The 15,756-nt window shown below is 53.0% G+C and carries 13 protein-coding genes; 11 read left to right on the top strand and 2 right to left on the bottom strand.

Going from position 1 to position 15,756, the window contains the following annotated elements; all coding sequences use genetic code 11:
- Positions 1-71 precede the first annotated feature (71 nt).
- The 4 genes from Poly59_RS28160 to Poly59_RS28145 all read left to right on the top strand — a co-directional run bounded on the left by Poly59_RS28160 (position 72) and on the right by Poly59_RS28145 (position 6,201).
- Positions 72-1,730 (top strand): acyltransferase family protein, encoded by a 1,659-nt coding sequence (locus Poly59_RS28160; protein WP_146537393.1) that lies wholly within the window; start codon positions 72-74, stop codon positions 1,728-1,730.
- Positions 1,731-1,917: 187 nt separating this feature from the next.
- Entirely contained in the window at positions 1,918-2,625 is a 708-nt protein-coding gene (locus Poly59_RS28155) for a response regulator (RefSeq protein ID WP_146537392.1), read from the top strand.
- Positions 2,622-3,884, top strand: a complete 1,263-nt coding sequence (locus Poly59_RS28150) for a sensor histidine kinase (RefSeq protein ID WP_146537391.1) — start codon at positions 2,622-2,624, stop codon at positions 3,882-3,884. The genes Poly59_RS28155 and Poly59_RS28150 overlap by 4 nt, the downstream gene beginning before the upstream one ends.
- 1,687 nt (positions 3,885-5,571) lie before the next feature.
- The gene (locus Poly59_RS28145; protein WP_246151997.1) at positions 5,572-6,201 is read left to right on the top strand and encodes a tetratricopeptide repeat protein; all 630 of its coding nucleotides are present in this window, start codon (positions 5,572-5,574) and stop codon (positions 6,199-6,201) included.
- 124 nt (positions 6,202-6,325) lie between these two features.
- Here the strand turns inward: Poly59_RS28145 and Poly59_RS28140 are convergent, their stop codons facing one another.
- Positions 6,326-7,585: a cation:proton antiporter gene (locus tag Poly59_RS28140; RefSeq protein WP_186776570.1), complete on the bottom strand. Its 1,260-nt coding sequence runs from the start codon at positions 7,583-7,585 to the stop codon at positions 6,326-6,328.
- 78 nt (positions 7,586-7,663) lie between these two features.
- Positions 7,664-8,758: a calcium/sodium antiporter gene (locus Poly59_RS28135; RefSeq protein WP_146537389.1), complete on the bottom strand. Its 1,095-nt coding sequence runs from the start codon at positions 8,756-8,758 to the stop codon at positions 7,664-7,666.
- 427 nt (positions 8,759-9,185) lie between these two features.
- On the opposite strand from Poly59_RS28135, the gene Poly59_RS28130 reads away from it, so the two are divergent.
- The 7 genes from Poly59_RS28130 to Poly59_RS28100 all read left to right on the top strand — a co-directional run bounded on the left by Poly59_RS28130 (position 9,186) and on the right by Poly59_RS28100 (position 15,714).
- On the top strand, positions 9,186-9,701 hold the full coding sequence (locus tag Poly59_RS28130) for a GNAT family N-acetyltransferase (protein ID WP_146537388.1): 516 nt from the start codon (positions 9,186-9,188) through the stop codon (positions 9,699-9,701).
- A gap of 118 nt (positions 9,702-9,819) precedes the next feature.
- Positions 9,820-10,851 carry a metallophosphoesterase gene (locus Poly59_RS28125; protein WP_246151996.1) on the top strand — a complete coding sequence of 344 codons (1,032 nt, stop codon included), beginning with the start codon at positions 9,820-9,822 and terminating at the stop codon, positions 10,849-10,851.
- 54 nt (positions 10,852-10,905) lie between these two features.
- Positions 10,906-11,340: a GNAT family N-acetyltransferase gene (locus tag Poly59_RS28120; RefSeq protein WP_146537387.1), complete on the top strand. Its 435-nt coding sequence runs from the start codon at positions 10,906-10,908 to the stop codon at positions 11,338-11,340.
- Between the two features lie 289 nt (positions 11,341-11,629).
- Positions 11,630-12,103 (top strand): hypothetical protein, encoded by a 474-nt coding sequence (locus tag Poly59_RS28115; protein WP_246151995.1) that lies wholly within the window; start codon positions 11,630-11,632, stop codon positions 12,101-12,103.
- The gene (locus Poly59_RS28110; RefSeq protein ID WP_146537385.1) at positions 12,100-12,387 is read left to right on the top strand and encodes a CsbD family protein; all 288 of its coding nucleotides are present in this window, start codon (positions 12,100-12,102) and stop codon (positions 12,385-12,387) included. Before Poly59_RS28115 ends, Poly59_RS28110 begins: the two co-directional genes overlap by 4 nt.
- Positions 12,368-13,426 (top strand): glycoside hydrolase family 130 protein, encoded by a 1,059-nt coding sequence (locus tag Poly59_RS28105; RefSeq protein WP_146537384.1) that lies wholly within the window; start codon positions 12,368-12,370, stop codon positions 13,424-13,426. The genes Poly59_RS28110 and Poly59_RS28105 overlap by 20 nt, the downstream gene beginning before the upstream one ends.
- Positions 13,427-13,446: 20 nt before the next feature.
- Complete coding sequence (locus tag Poly59_RS28100; protein ID WP_146537383.1) at positions 13,447-15,714, top strand: glycosyltransferase family 4 protein; 2,268 nt, start codon at positions 13,447-13,449, stop codon at positions 15,712-15,714.
- Positions 15,715-15,756 lie beyond the last annotated feature (42 nt).

The following is a 15,756-nucleotide window of genomic DNA, read 5'->3' as shown; positions in this document are numbered from 1 at the left end:
GTTGCTGTTAGTCATAAATTGAACTCGGCCCTGTTCGAGAGAGATTGAAAGAAATTGGAATCTGATCCGGTATGTCAAACAACACGCTCGCGAACGACTCTCGACGCCACGATTTTGACGCTCTGCGTGCGGTCGCCATGCTGTTAGGGATTGCTTTGCATGCATCGATCTCGTTTATTCCGGGGCCCGGTTTTTGGGCAGTCAAGGACACTCAGTCGAGCGACGTGTTCGCCATTTTGATGGCGTCGATTCACGGGTTTCGTATGCCGTTGTTCTTTTTGATTAGCGGCTTCTTCACGATGATGCTGTTTCGCAAGCGGGGGATGCAGTCGCTGCTTGCGCATCGCTTTAAACGCATCTTCGTTCCGATGTTGATTGGCATGTTCACGATCATTCCGGCTACCTGGATCGTTTCAAGCATGGTCAGCGGCAACAACGAATCAACCGCGGTTGCGGCCGCGGATTCGACGACTGCGGATCTGCGCATGTCGGCGGCGCATGGTGATATCGATCGCATGAAAACCTTGCTTGGCGAAGATGTAGATGTCGAGTTTCCCGACAAAGACGGAGTGACTCCGTTAATGTTGGCTGCACTCTTTGGCGAGGCCGAGGCGGCCGAGTTACTGATCGAAAACGGTGCGGATGTTCTGGCAAGGAACCATCGCGGCGAATCGGTTCGCGATATGTTGGCCGCACCCGACGGTGTGACGAAGTGGGTCGGCGGACTGATCGGAATCGATGTTGATCAGAAGTCTGTGGCGACTGGCCGACGTGAAATTGCGGAACTCTTACCCGAAGTTAATGATGACGGATTGGCCACTAAGACCTCGACGCCACAGCGACCAGCCAGCGGTGCTGGTGTGATTGCGGCGCTGACTAACATTCCGCTGTTCGGGCACCTCTGGTTCTTGTGGTTTCTGTGTTGGTTGGTCATAGGGTTCGCCATTCTGTTGAGTGCGGGACGAAGTCTTGGTGTGCCTCCACCGCCCCGTTGGATGTCGGTTTCTACTGGAAGCTATCTCTGGTTGATTCCGATCACGATGATTCCGCAAGCGTTCATGGGCCGAGGCGAGTTGAATTTTGGTCCCGATACATCGATTGGATTGTTGCCGATGCCGTCCGTGCTAGCGTACTACGCAATCTTCTTTGGATTTGGTGCGATGTACTTTGACGCACGTGATGATGAGGGGGTGATGGGGCGACGGTGGGCTTGGACGATTCCGCTGTGTCTGTTCGTGCTTTTTCCAGTCGGACTGATGTCGAGCCAAGAAACCAATGGTCTGGGGCGATTCGTTTCCGTGTTTGTTCAGGCATCGTACGTTTGGATGCTTTCGTTTGCATTGATGGGAGTGTTTCGTCGCTTTCTTTCAAAGCCTAGTAAGGCAATGCGTTACTTGTCGGATGCGTCGTATTGGCTGTACCTCGTCCACTTACCTTTGGTGATCCTCGTTCAGGCCTGGGTGCGTGACTGGAACGTCTCTCCTTTCATCAAGTTCCCGCTGGTTTGCGTAGTCACGAGCGGCGTTCTACTTTTGAGCTACCAGTTGTTGGTTCGTCACACGCCGATAGGCTGGTTGTTGAACGGAAAACCCCCTCACGCTGCGAGAAAATCAGGTCGAGTAAACGAATTTGATCGCACCGAAACGGCGGGCCGTTTCGGTGGTGAATCGAATACTGGTGCAAACGGCGACGCCGAATCTGAGAGTCGCCTCGATAGTCTGGCAAGCTAATTGAATGAATCATCGCGTCCACAAAACGAGATTCTCCGTTTGAATCTTTGCTGTGTGGTCTGCGACTCTCGATAGTTCTTGGCGATTTCGAAACGCAGTTGGATCCAGGTGTACTGCAAGATGCTGTCGGTGTTGGTTTGAGCTAGAATGGCAGAGACCGCAAGAATACAAATTAGAGAGTCGTCCGTTGATCCATCATTTGCTGCTTGTCGAAGATGACCTACTGCTTGCGGAAATGGTGCGCGAGTTTTTGTCGGAGCATGGCTTCGACGTGACCGTTGAAACGAACGGAAACGCCGCGATTAACAGAATCGAGAGTGGAAAATTTGACGCAGTCGTCTTGGACATTGGCTTGCCGGGAACCGATGGCTTCAACGTCTGCCGATCAGTGCGTCCAAAGTTTACCGGGCCGATCATCGTCTTAACCGCTCGTGGCGAAGAGATCGACGAGGTAATTGCGTTAGAAGTCGGCGCTGACGATTTTGTTGCGAAACCAGTTCGACCCCGCGCGCTCTTGGCGAGACTGAAAGTCCATCTGCGGCGCGGTGATACCACGTCGTCGTCATCCTCTGACCTTGTGACTGCTGACAGTGTCATCGAAGTTGGTGATCTGACGATCGAACCTGCCAGCCGAAGTGTCCTTGTTGCGGGTGAGAACGTCGATCTGACGACGGCTGAGTATGACTTGTTGTACTACTTGGCATTACGTGCGGGAACAATCGTGCAACGCAAACAGGTTTACATCGACTTGTTGGAATTTCCCTATGACGGCTTGGATCGATCGATTGATCTGCGGATTTCGCGGTTGCGGCGTAAGCTCAATGATGACCCGAATCAGCCGACTCGGATAAAGTCGATTCGCGGCGTCGGTTACTTGATGGCAAAACCGGTATGACGCGACTGTTCATCCGTTTCTATCTCGGCGTGATTCTGATCCTTTTCATCGCCTGGGTGATTCAAGCTTACGTGTTTCGTGGAACGACGGAGACCGAGAACATTGCCGTCATTGAACATGCGCTAAGCGGAGGCGCGTTGTCGGCTCGCGACGATATTGTCGAAGGGGGTAATGACAATTTTGAGCGGACAATGGCTGAAGTACGGTCGCGATTCGCATATCCCGTGAACATCGTAAAACGTTCAGAGCGTCGCATGACTTCGGCGATGTCGGCGAGAGTCGACCTTGGTGAAGCCGTTCTAAACGGCAACAAGATCGATGTTGCGTTACCGGAAACCGAGTTGCTTGTCGAACTTGGTCCGTTGCCTCGGTTCGCTGGCCCAACGCATAGCGATGTTTTGTTAGGTTTGGGCAGCGTCTTTCTTTTGGTAGCGGGAGCGATAGCCGTTCTGTTACGGCCGATCGCACGCCAATTCCGAATCGTCGAAAAAACAGCGATCGCGATCACGGACGGCGACTTTTCGGCGCGGATCAACGAAGGCAAGCGGAAACGTGCACTGCCAATTGTCGGTGCTTTCAACAAAATGGCCGAGCGTGTTGAATCGCTGCTGCGATCGCAAAAGGAATTGTTGCAAGCAGTATCGCACGAACTCCGCACTCCGCTGGCTCGAATCAAGTTTGCAACTGAGTTAGTTCGTACTGCCGACAGCGAAACGAAACGCCAGCAACGACTCGAGTCGATTGACGAAGCCACCGATCGACTCGACGATTTGGTTGGTGAACTTTTAGATTACTCGCGTCTCGACGAGGGATCTGAAACTGCTGCTTACGAAACCGTGCAAGTCAATGATTTGGCGGCCGACGCAATCTCGCTTTATGCGCCTCTGTACCCCGAAATCCGATTTCAGTTAACCGATTCACCCGAGGTTGACATGACGACCTATCGAGCCGGGCTTTCGCGAGCGATTGGAAACTTAGTCAGCAATGCGGGCAAGTACGCAAGTTCTAAGGTCATTTTAAGCGTTTCACGGGAGAGCGATTTGATGACGGTCGCCGTCGATGACGATGGTCCTGGGATTGCCAAAGCGGATCGCGAAGAAGTCTTCAAGCCATTCACTCGGCTAACAAAACACGATGAACCAGGATCCGGATTGGGGTTAGCCTTGGTCCGACGTATCTGTCGCCGTCTCAATGGCGAAGTGTCAGTTACGGAAAGCGAATTGGGGGGCGCGAAGTTCGTGATTCGGCTTCCCAAGTGAACGCATGCTTAACATCATGAACGCTCGCCGAAGTGAAGACTCGGCTGACCGGCGGATGGCTCGATTCGATCTGTTTTCAGTATTGTGACCGTTAAGGATACAAGTGTATTTCGACGAACTTGCCATGCTTTTCGCTCGTCATCTTTTTGAAGTAGCCCGAGAGTCGAACCGTAGCAGCAAGCTTAACGTTGAACGACAGAAACTAACGATCGTCCACATGACTGACGTTTGCATTTTCTTGGACCCCTAACTTCGGGCAAGTCCTTTGCAAATTAGTCCTGCTGTTGATCCAGGTCGCGATTTGTTCTCCATCCGTGATGCCTGATCTGCCGGTCAAGGAAACGCCGCCGCAGTTACTTTTCTTGAACGTCGTGTTCTTGGTCTGGCTTCGAATGAGCGCTACGAAACGGTCGTTATTCTATCTTGCACTTCTGTCGTACACGCTGAGGACGACGATGACGTCAAGCTTTAACGCGTTGTCAAATGAGTAGTCGGGGAAACATTTTTAAACCCTTTTCACTCTCAACGAGATCGTAAGCAGCCGAGATGGCAATCACGTTGAAGAGTTGTTTTTCGTCTTCGGAGTCCTTGTTAAACAACATAGGCGATGTGATTTGAGTTCGCAGTACGTCGCCGCGTATCAGTAATCCTAAATTGACAAGCCAGGAATAATTGTTTTTGGTTTGGTGCCAGCTTGCCAGCCTATTGCAATCGCAGTCGCTGCGGCGCTTTCGGCCTCTGATGATTATGGAACGGCGCAGGTTTCTGGTGTCGTCGAGTTCAACGCCGGAGCAATTGAGATTGGAGCGACCGAATTTGAGTCCTTTGCAATCCCAGGTCCCGTTATCGGCCAAACGCAAAAACAACGCTAACAACGCAATCGAGACATCGCAGATTCAATGTGCGTTCCGGTTTCATCATGCAGGTCATCGATCGTTCCAGGGTTCTCGATTTACGGAATTTTTCGCGACTTAGTTTTGTCGACTCGCATCTTGGCCAAACCAGTCGGTTTCAGACACGTGCAGTTGGTGCGACCCTTGGAGGCAAGAACGACTGAACGGAAACGCGTAAAGGAACTTGAACATCTTCACTAGCAATGGGCTTGCTTAAGTTGGACGGCAAGTGATAATTCGCTAGTCCGGCAGTTTGTTTAACGTTCAGTTTAACGATGCGCCGCATCAATTGCGAAACCATGGAACGCAGCCTTTCCAACCACCGTACGTCTTTTTCCGGGTTGATACCCTATCGTTGGTGTTTGGTTTCAACTCGGCTGCTGACATGCTTTGTCGTGCTAGCCGCTCTGGTGCAATTCGTTCCCGTGGGAGTTTTGCCGTTTCGAGCTAACGTTGCGGACGATGGTGATCACGCGGGTTGCGTTAGTGAGTGCCTGACGGTCAACACTCATGTCGTTGAGCCCTGGATGGCGACGCCATCGAGCGTTGTCCAGTTGGCCAATCGCAAGTCGATTGAGTCTGTGCCGCTGCAGAGTTCCTGGATCAGATGGGACCGTCTTGGTCCGCTTCTCGGTAACCCGAATCGAGCCTGTAAACGCTGCAAGTCGGATACCGATTCTCGCGTTGTAGCAACTCTCGTGGACCTGAAGGTGCGACTGCAGATTTAGAAACACCCGGCGTTTCAGTCTGTTTTTAACCGATAAGTGATTCCACCAAATGAGAGAGTTACGATAATGTCTGCGCGTACCAACAACAAAGATTCGAATAAGCTAGTCGCTGCTGCCGCACCTGTAGCCTTTAGCACGGTGAATGCTGCTAAGGAATCCAGGGCGCTGAATCCAACACTTCAGAAAGCTTGTGGTCTTATCCAAAAAGGGAACTTTGCCGCGGCCGCCGATTTTCTGGCTGCGGCGGGTCGTGATCCGAACGTCCGCAACGCCTTGGGCGTTTGCTTGATGCGGATAGGGCACGTTGATCAAGCTGTTGATGTATTTCGGTCGTTTGTCCTAGTCCCTGGTACAGTCCTTGAACGCCCGGAAGTCAGCTTCGCATCCAAGCGGAACTTTGCAACGGCCTTGTTGTTGAAGGGATTACCAAGCGGCGCCATCACTGTGCTTGCTGACATTCGCGACCCGGATTCGACCAGATCCGCACAACTCTATGCCGCGATTAGGCGTTGGGAGAAAACGTTATCTTGGTTTCGGTGGCTCGATTGGAAGCTGAACAGCATTGAACCATGCAATTGCCAAGTTGTGTTAGATTTCGAGCCAGGTGAATTTGACTTTGACGTCCAAATCAAGCGTCCTGGTCTGCCAGACGATTCTGGAAACGCTTCCTTGAAAAACGCGGCTTTGTCGGCGTAGCCGAATGTTGGTCGCAACGAACGCGAGGCAATTTGAATCGCTCAGCTCTTGACTCACTGTCGATACGATTGCTCTCGCGTTCTTCTTGAGTCCGGCTTTCCGCGTTAGATGCATCGAAGTCGATTCAGCTCACAGCTTTGGAATTTCCGAGACGCAACAGTCGCCGCAGTACAGGTGCAGTGATCAGTGTTGTTACGATCGCCATGACCACCATCATGCAGAAGACAGCATCGGGAATGACTCCTAGGTCGCGACCGATGTTTACAGCGATCAGACCCATCAAGGCTCGAGTGTTCATCATGATTGCAACACTGGCGCTGTCATGCCAAGACAGCCCACCTAGTCGGGCCGCGGTACCGCAACCAATGACCTTTCCCGCGATAGCAACGGTGACGACAAGTCCACATACGATCCACAGATATACAGAATCCAAAGTTCCGATATTGGTTCGCAGTCCCGTGTAGGTAAAGAATACCGGCAGCAAAAACGCGGTCACGAATTCTTCAAGCCTTACACGAATCGCTTTCTGCAACGACTGCTGGTCGCATAACGAGGCTCCGAGCACGAACGGACCAAAGATGGAAAAAATTCCAATCCAGTTTGTGAAGGCAGCCGAAGCTAAAACGAGCAACAGCATCATGGAGAACGGAGCCAGCGGAAGTGCGCCGTCGTTGGCGGTTAGGACTCGATGGCTCCAGTGACAGACAACTGGTCGTATTAAAAAAAACACTGTTCCAATAAAGGCGGCAGTGCAAGCCAGCATCTGGAGAACTGGAACCAGCGAAAAAGAACCATGAACGGCTGCACTGACCGTCGCCAACAAAATCCAGCCGATTGCATCATCGACAGCCGCTGCTGAAATCGTCAATACACCAAGTGGCGTTCGGGTAATCCCGAATTCCATCATGATCCGCCCAAGAATGGGAATCGCTGTGATTGAGAGCGCCGTCGCCACGAACAACACGAATCCGGGGCGACTATATTCTGCGGCGACTTCCGAATGAACGCAGTACGCCAGACCCGCCCCCATCGCGAATGGCAACGCCATGCCGGCCATTGCAACGCCTCCCGCAGTGCGGCCGATCCCTCGCAAATGCCCAAAGTCGAATTCAAGGCCAACGATGAACATCAGGAAGATCAGCCCCAACTGTCCCAAGGTCATAAAAATGTCACTGGTCTCATCCGGGAACAGTTGGGCGGAAAAGCCTGGGCTAAGTCGTCCAAAGCATGACGGTCCAAGCAGCAAGCCCGTCGCGATTTCACCAACAACTTGCGGTTGCCCAAGTTTGTGAAAAATCCAACCACCGATGCGCGCGGCGGAAATAATGACGATTAACTGCAAAATGACTTGCAGCAACATCGCTTCGCTACTGAGGGAAGCCATCAACATTTCTTGAACGTTCTTCTGTGGGTATGATACGACATAGCTTGCTCGGTTCTACGTCTTGCGAGTTGCCAATTTTTATTTGGAATCGCCGTCCAATTTCGATTCAGACGCGCTCGCCGCATTTCGATGAAACCATGCTCGACCCGATACTGCGATGCAAGCCAGCGGGAAGACAGCAAACACGAAACCCGATTTTGCCAGACTGGACCATGGAGCATTCTGCGACGCGGCAATCAGCAGGCTTGTGTAGGTCACGTACATCAGGAGCATCAGAGCACCTTCCGCTCGACTCACCGAGGCGTGGCTAAAGAATACAGGCAAGCATAGAAACGCAGTTAGCACCATTACTGCCACATCGAACAAGAGGACCTCCGACGTGACAGGAACCCCACCTTTCGAAACGATAGACGCGGTCGCCAAAACCATCAGCAGGTTAAAGATATTGCTGCCCACGACGTTACCGACGGCAATATCGCGTTGACCCCTGATCGCAGCGACGACAGACGTGGCCATTTCTGGAAGCGACGTTCCTGCCGCCACGATTGTCAGTCCGATCACAGTGTCGGTGACACCTAAGGAACGTGCAATCGTTGTTGCAGAGTCAACAAGCAACTTGGCGCCCCAAACGAGCAGGGCGAGTCCCAGCATCAGCATGGCAATGTTGACGAGCAGGTTTCGCATTGACAGTTTGAGGGGCCGCACTGAATCGTTCACGGTTGCTGCGGATTCCTGGCGGCCGGCGCGTATCAACCATCCGGTGTAAGTCGCGAACATTAGCAACATGCAGAAGCCTTCCCCACGTCCAACTTCGCCGTCGACGGCCGCCAGCAGCGTAAGAACCGAAACTGCGATCATGATCGGCACATCGAAACGAATCAGCTGGGACGAGACCGACAAGGGTACGATCAATGCCGAGATGCCTAGGATCAGCAACAAGTTGAATATATTGCTGCCAACAACATTCCCGAGTGCGATGGCGGAGTCGCCTTTGAGACTGGCGATTGCCGAAACGGCGAGTTCCGGAGCGCTCGTTCCGAACGCGACCACGGTTAAGCCAACTATCAACGGCGAGATTCTTGCGATCTCTGCCAGCGTGACTGCTCCCCTAACCAACAACTCAGCACCAACCACAAGGACTGCCAGTCCAAGAATCAGAAAAGGGTAGACCATGAAGAGTTAAGGATAACCTCGAGACAAGCAGAGAGACGTCGAAACTGTGTGCATTCTAGTGTGCCTTTCAGACTTGGATAGAGATCCATCGGAAATAGCAAAATCACTTTCCGGTTCGCTTTGACTTCCAGCCCGCATTCAGGGCAAACATCAACGGCACCGGCGTGCTGAACCTGCATCACTTACGCCCTCGAAAGCAGCGAATCGGCGCACATTCGAATTTGGGTTGCCAGTTGGCTGCCGCAAGGTGATATTTATTCGGGGGTCGACAACTTCGGTTGTCGTGGCGCGTGAAAGGTCCGGAAAGCCGGGCAAGCTAGGTTGGTGACGTTTGTTTCGCTACTGCCAGTAGGGAAGCGGCACGATAACGAAACGCTGCTTCTCCGCCGCTCCAATCTTGCAACGGACTTCCTCTATCCGCATCCCGATGACTCTATTCCATTGTCGCGAAATCATTGAAGCCGACTGGCCGTCGATCCTTTGCATCCAAAGTGAAGTCTACTATGACTTTGCGCCGGAATCGGAAGCTGTGATGCGATCCAAGGTTGATCGTGGTCGTTTTACTTCCTTTGTCGCGGTTAACCGGTGTACCGCCGTCGTCGGTTATTGTCTCGCCCATCCGTTTCCACGAAACCGAACAGCCGTTCTTGGCGAGCTTGATATTTCCCCCGTTGAACGGACTACCAATTTGTTTTTGCACGATCTCGCTGTGCAGGAAGCGTCCGCTGGTTGTGGAGTTGCGCGAGCGATGTTCAATCATCTCACCGGAATCGCCCTATCGATGGGGTATCAGACAATGTCGCTTGTCGCTGTTCAAAAGGCTGCTGGGTACTGGACCAAAATGGGATTTGCGGGTTCCGCCGAGGCCGCGATCAACCAGTCCTACAAGGGCACCGGCGCGTTCATGACAAAGTCGTTGACCACCAAGGTCTCTGGCAAATAGTGCGACGAGATCGGCAACGTCGGTATATTTGCAGCTTTGTTCGGCATTGCCGGTAAATTCGAAGCTTGCGACGGACGCGTTCTCGAAATTGAGACGCTCGCTTCTTTTCGCCCATGGCTTGAAGTCTGTATACTACGGCGATGATTCAATCGCCATTCACGAGTACAACGAAGCCCGCCGATCGCGTGACGTCCAGCGGAAGAGTGCCTCGATGGAGCGAGGTGGTCGACGGATGAGCCGGTTTGTAGCAGTGGGAGACATTCATGGATGCAGCAATACGCTAGCGAAAATGCTCGAGATCCTAGACTTGACGCCTGGTGACACCTTCTTGTCGGTCGGCGATCTGTCGTCCAAGGGAGAGGACTCTCGCGGCGTTCACTCGCAATTGCTGAGCCTCGAAGAACGTGGAGTCAATCTGATTGTGTTGTTGGGCAACCACGAAGTCATGTTGCTGGCGATGCAGCGGATGATGGGGGCCAACGTTGATCTTCGTGCGTTCCCCGAATCCATTTTTCGTGGAGCCGAAATTAGCGCGCTGATGCGAAGCAACGAGACCTGGGCGACACTGAAATCGTATGGTCTGGAAGGGGCGGAAACCAGCGATTTCTGGGCGTTTCGATACGATGATCCTGCGCGGCACTTTGAAAGCGTGGCGGAGCAACTTGAACAAGTGGATTGGAAACTTCCACAGGATCACCTTGATTTGCTGAGTCGATGTAAAACGCATCACATCGCTCGCAATTGTCTGTTTGTGCATTCGGGAATATCGCCGAAGAATTTGCGAATGGACAATGTGCAGCATGCGGTCGAATCGCAGATCCGAGATGACGCGAGGGAACTTTGTTGGAGTCGAGAATGGCTTGGACAACAGCCAGGTTTCCCCGAGCTTGTGGTGCATGGTCATACGCCACTTTGCTATTTGTATTCGTTTCTACCTGACACGACGCCGTGGCGAGACAACGACTTGGTTTTTAAATCAGTTGTTCATAGTGGCGCGCTAAATTTGGATAGCGGCGTTTTCCTTGAAGCTGGTCATTTGACCGCCGTAGAGATTCCCGAGAGTGGTTGTCCGTCTGAACTCCGCTTCTTGCGAGTGCCAAGGTTGGATCCGGTTTGTCAGGACCGGTTGAGTTATTTCAACTACATGTAGCGCGACTGCGGCGAGTTGCTTTGGAATTGCCAGCGAAATTTGAAACGGTTCCCGATGAGTCAACCAATGCAGTATGCGATCGATGCAAGCTTATCGGCCGGCGAGTTCGTTGACGTTCTTCGGCGGTCAACGCTTGCCGAGCGACGACCGGTGGATGACATCGCGAAGATCTCCAAGATGTTGGCCAATGCCGATGTGGTCGTAACGGCGAGGGATGTCGACGGGATGCTTGTCGGCATAGCACGTGCGATCACGGACTATGCGTACTGCACGTATCTGTCAGACTTGGCCGTTGATGTGTCGTTTCAAGGAAAAGGAATCGGTCGCGAGTTGATTCGCATCACGCATGGACACGCTGGAATCGACACGCGTTTGATTTTGTTGGCGGCACCTGCCGCGGTGAGCTACTACCCACATATCGGGATGCAGAAACACGAGTCTTGCTGGATGATTCCGCCGCAGGAAAACGAGAGTGGTGCAGAGTCTTGATGCCGTCAGCTCAGGCGATTTTGCGGCGATGTTGATATTCGAGTCTATAAATCGTTGCTTAGTAAAAAAAGAATTTCTGGTGCCGAAACCGTCCTGGTTCCGGATGTGGTGAGCGAGTTTCAGCTACTTGTCGATCGCTTTGCGATTGTGTTGGTTCTGAATCGTGGTATGTTGCAATATCGGCCTGCGCGAAACACTTCACAGAGGTGACGCCAGCAAGTTTCCATTGCCTCAACGTTTGGAAGTTTGCTTTTCGCAATTCGCTGTTTTGTTTTGTCGAGGATTCTCTTTGGCAGACGAACCGCAGCAGGCCTCGCGATGGCCCAAGGAGGCGATCATGGTGGACGGTTTTGCCAAGACACCGCGTTATGTCTTACGCGAGGGATCGAATCCGACTTGTCCTTGTGTTTCGCAGGCATCATCGGACGTTCCCGCGACGGTTATCTTTGGTTTTTCTGACAAACCCGAATACGACGAATTTCTATCGTCGAGTGAACTCAGTTTGACGCCGTATCCGTTGGTGAAGGGTTTCTTAAAGAATCAGATCGAGCAAGATATTGATTCTCTGAAATTGGTTGTGCTCGACGCAGTTTCTTCGACAGAACCGATTCTTTTCGCCGCGACATTGCAATCGGTGTTGGAATCGTTTCAGAGTAGTTCGGAAAACGTGGCGATCTCGCACCGGCTCATTCTGGACGAGTCGACGCATGAGTACCGGATTGAGGCCGCTTCGGCTTACGCACTTCCAAAGATAACGCCGTGAATTGGAAACAAGTCAAACAACAGTGGCCGACCGTTCAGGCAGTTGTCAAACGAACTTGGGGAAGAATCGACGAGGCCGACTTGGCGATGATCCACGGCGAGCGTGATTCGTTTGTGCGAGTTCTCTCGCAAAGGTACAGCTACCCGGATGCGCTTGCCCAGCAAAAAGTGGACGCCTTTGTCGACGGACTTCAAGTCGAAAGTAAAAAGCGGAACAGGCTAGGCTGGCTCGCACGACTGCTGGAAAAAGTGCGGGGGCGTGTTCATGTTGCCAGTCGCCGCTAGTACCCTCTTGCTGGGGCCTTGCGATGTTCAAGCATCGTGTGGTGACTGGGAAGTTATCGGCGTATTCAATCCAGCCGTTGCGATGGTGGCTGACGAAACGGTCATGCTGGCGAGAGTCGCTGAGCGTACAAGTGAGCAACGTACGGGTTGGACTCCGCTTCCCCATTGGTCTTCGACAGGCACTGCGGAAGTGGATTGGGTTCGTGATGGGGATGTGAGCCACACGGACGCACGTGTTGTTGCGATAAAGAACGGCGGCAACCTGCGTTTGACGTCCGTATCGCACTTGCAAATCTTTCGCAGCGGCGTGTCCGGCGAACGCACATGGCAGCGATCTGGTGCGATACTGCCCGAAGGACCTTGGGAAGAGTTTGGCATCGAGGATCCTCGGATCACCAAGATCGACAACACCTACTGGATCACCTACGTCGCGGTCTCTCGGTTCGGCGCGGCGACGGCACTGATGTCTTCGCCGGACCTGGCAACCTTCCAGCGACACGGGATTGTTTTTCCAAGCGAAAACAAAGATGTCGTGCTCTTTCCCCGTCGTATCGAGGGTGACTTTGTTGCGCTGCATCGGCCAAATCCGCACTCGCACTTTAGCCCTCCCCAGATCTGGCTCGCTCGTTCGCCCGACCTCATTCACTGGGGGCGCCACGAATTTGTCCTTGGCGGCGTCCAGGCTTGGGAAGGTGATCGCGTTGGCAGTGGAACGCCACCGATTTTGTGCGATGAAGGCTGGCTGACGCTCTATCACGGCAGCACGCCTACCAACGTCCCAGGTACCGTGGGCCGCTACTGCGCCGGCGCTCTGCTGCTCGATCGAGATCGACCCCAGCGTGTTTTAGCTCGTTCAAGCAAGCCGATCATGCAGCCAACCACCGATTTCGAAACGAGTGGGTTCGTGCCCAATGTCGTGTTTCCGACTGCAATGCTTGATCGAGGCGACGAGTTGGAGGTTTTCTACGGAGCTGCCGACACGACTGTCGCATCGTCGCGTTTCTCGAAGCAATCCTTGCTGGATTCGCTTGAATTATAAAACCAAAGTACTTCACAACAATGACTACCCCCGCCTTATGCAAGATCGCTTTTGTTGGTGACTATTTGCCTCGCAAATGTGGTATCGCGACATTCACTCATGATTTGCGAATTGCGGTAGCCAAAGAGTCGCATGCAGAGTGCGTCGTTGTCGCGATGGACGATATCGCGGGCGGTTACGCGTATGAGGATGAAGTTCAGTTTCAAGTTGCCGAACAAGATCTGGACGAGTACCGGGCTGCAGCCGACTTTTTGAACTTCAGCGACGTCGACGTCGTTTCGCTTCAGCACGAATTCGGAATCTACGGTGGGCCCTGCGGCAGTCACATTTTGGCGCTGCTGCATGATCTGCGAATGCCGGTCGTCACAACTTTGCACACCGTCTTGTCGGAGCCGAGTCAGACGCAGCGGGCTGTGATGATGCAGCTCATTCGATTGTCGACTCGGTTGGTTGTGATGACCGATCGTTGTCGTCAAACGTTAATGAACACCTATGCAGTCGATCGTGACCAAGTTGACTTGATCGCGCACGGAATCCCCAATGCTCCTGATGCGGACCAACGCGTCTTGAAAGAGCAATTCAATGTCGAGAACAAGCTAGTTGCGCTGACGTTTGGTCTGCTTTCGCCCGGCAAAGGCATTGAGCATGTGTTGCAAGCGATCCCCGAGATCGTTGCCAAGTTTCCCGATTTAATCTATATCGTTCTAGGGGCGACGCACCCAAGTTTGATTCGCGAACAAGGCGAACGCTATCGGATCAGCCTGGAACGCATGGCTAAAGAACTTGGTATCACAAAGAACGTCAGTTTTTACAATCGCTTTGTCGAGCTGGAAGAGTTAACCGAATTCATCGGTGCTGCCGACCTGTATATCACTCCCTATCTGAACGTACAGCAAGCTGTATCGGGGACGTTGGCCTACGCTTTTGGCTGTGGCCAGGCTGTAATCTCCACTCCGTATTGGCACGCCGAGGAACTGCTTGCCGATGGTCGTGGGGTGCTGGTTCCTTTTGCCGACTCGTCTGCAATCGCTCGCGAAGTGATCGGGTTGCTTGGTGACGACGATCAACGTCTTGCCATGCGAGCTCGGGCCCACGAATTAGGGCGATGCATGACTTGGGACCACGTTTCGCAGCTTTACATTGACTCTTTCGATCGAGCACGAAATCAACGCAGCCCCTCGTTAAAACCTCTTGCCGTTCGGACGCTCGACGAGCAGCCGCTTGCACTGCCGCAATTGCAACTTGCTCATCTGCGAAACCTCAGTGACTCGACCGGAATTATCCAGCACGCAATCTATTCGATTCCTGATCATACCCATGGTTACTGTACCGATGACAACGCCAGGGGATTGATCCTAACCGTCTTGTTGGAAGAGCAAGGTAACGACAAGACGGACGTCAATTCGCTTTCGTCTCGTTACGCTGCCTTCTTAAATGGTGCGTTCAATCGAGATACAGGACGCTTTCGCAATTTCATGAGCTTTGACCGGCGGTGGTTAGAGGAGGACGGTTCCGATGACTCGCAAGGCCGAGCGATGTGGGCACTTGGAACGTGCATCGGAAGGTCTCGCCGGGCGGGGTTGGCTTCTTGGGCTCGTGAGTTGTTTCATCGCGCACTGCCCGCGTGCGAGCAGACGACTTCACCAAGAACGTGGGCGCTTGGCATCATCGGCATCCACGAATATTTGCGACGTTACGGCGGCGACCGTGCCGCGGTGACGATGGCCCAACAGCTTGCCGACCGACTCGTCGAAATGTACCGCGTCACGGCAACCGACGACTGGCCTTGGTTCGAAGACATCACGACATACAACAACGCCAAACTATCGCAGGCATTGATTACCCACGGTCGCTTGGTTGATGATCAGCGAGCGGTGGAAATTGGCTTAACATCGCTAAGGTGGCTGTGCGAAAAGCAGCTCTCGCCGCAGGGACGTTTTCGCCCGATCGGTTCTAACGGCTTCAGCCGCGATGGCGGGATAGCGGCGGTTTACGACCAGCAAGCCATTGAAGCTCATGCGATGGTGTCAGCATCGATCGAAGCGTTTGCGGTCGCCAAAGATTCTTTCTGGAATGAACAAGCACACTTGGCGTTTGATTGGTTTCTCGGTCGTAATGATTTAGGCCAGCCGATCTATGACGCTTCCACCGGCGGTTGTTTCGACGGTTTGATGGAAAACCAAGTTAACGAAAACCAGGGCGCTGAATCGACACTTGCGTTCTTGCTCTCACTTGTCGAAATGCGTGGCCATAACGCCAACATGCGCGTTCTGACCACAAACACTTAGTACAGGCTTCCCGCTCGTTCTGTCCGTCCAACAGGTTAGCAG

The sequence above is a fragment of the Rubripirellula reticaptiva genome (assembly GCF_007860175.1).
GTDB classification, from domain to species: domain Bacteria; phylum Planctomycetota; class Planctomycetia; order Pirellulales; family Pirellulaceae; genus Rubripirellula; species Rubripirellula reticaptiva.
The sequence above is the reverse complement of the archived record's forward strand: the minus strand, read 5'-3'. Positions and strand labels throughout refer to the sequence as shown.

Coding starts and splice junctions, on each gene's coding strand:
- Poly59_RS28140 (WP_186776570.1), bottom strand. CDS start 7,585: ATGGCTTCCCTCAGTAGCGAAGCGATGTTGCTGCAAGTCATTTTGCAG.
- Poly59_RS28130 (WP_146537388.1), top strand. CDS start 9,186: ATGACTCTATTCCATTGTCGCGAAATCATTGAAGCCGACTGGCCGTCG.
- Poly59_RS28145 (WP_246151997.1), top strand. CDS start 5,572: ATGTCTGCGCGTACCAACAACAAAGATTCGAATAAGCTAGTCGCTGCT.
- Poly59_RS28105 (WP_146537384.1), top strand. CDS start 12,368: ATGTTGCCAGTCGCCGCTAGTACCCTCTTGCTGGGGCCTTGCGATGTT.
- Poly59_RS28120 (WP_146537387.1), top strand. CDS start 10,906: ATGAGTCAACCAATGCAGTATGCGATCGATGCAAGCTTATCGGCCGGC.
- Poly59_RS28150 (WP_146537391.1), top strand. CDS start 2,622: ATGACGCGACTGTTCATCCGTTTCTATCTCGGCGTGATTCTGATCCTT.
- Poly59_RS28135 (WP_146537389.1), bottom strand. CDS start 8,758: ATGGTCTACCCTTTTCTGATTCTTGGACTGGCAGTCCTTGTGGTTGGT.
- Poly59_RS28100 (WP_146537383.1), top strand. CDS start 13,447: ATGACTACCCCCGCCTTATGCAAGATCGCTTTTGTTGGTGACTATTTG.
- Poly59_RS28160 (WP_146537393.1), top strand. CDS start 72: ATGTCAAACAACACGCTCGCGAACGACTCTCGACGCCACGATTTTGAC.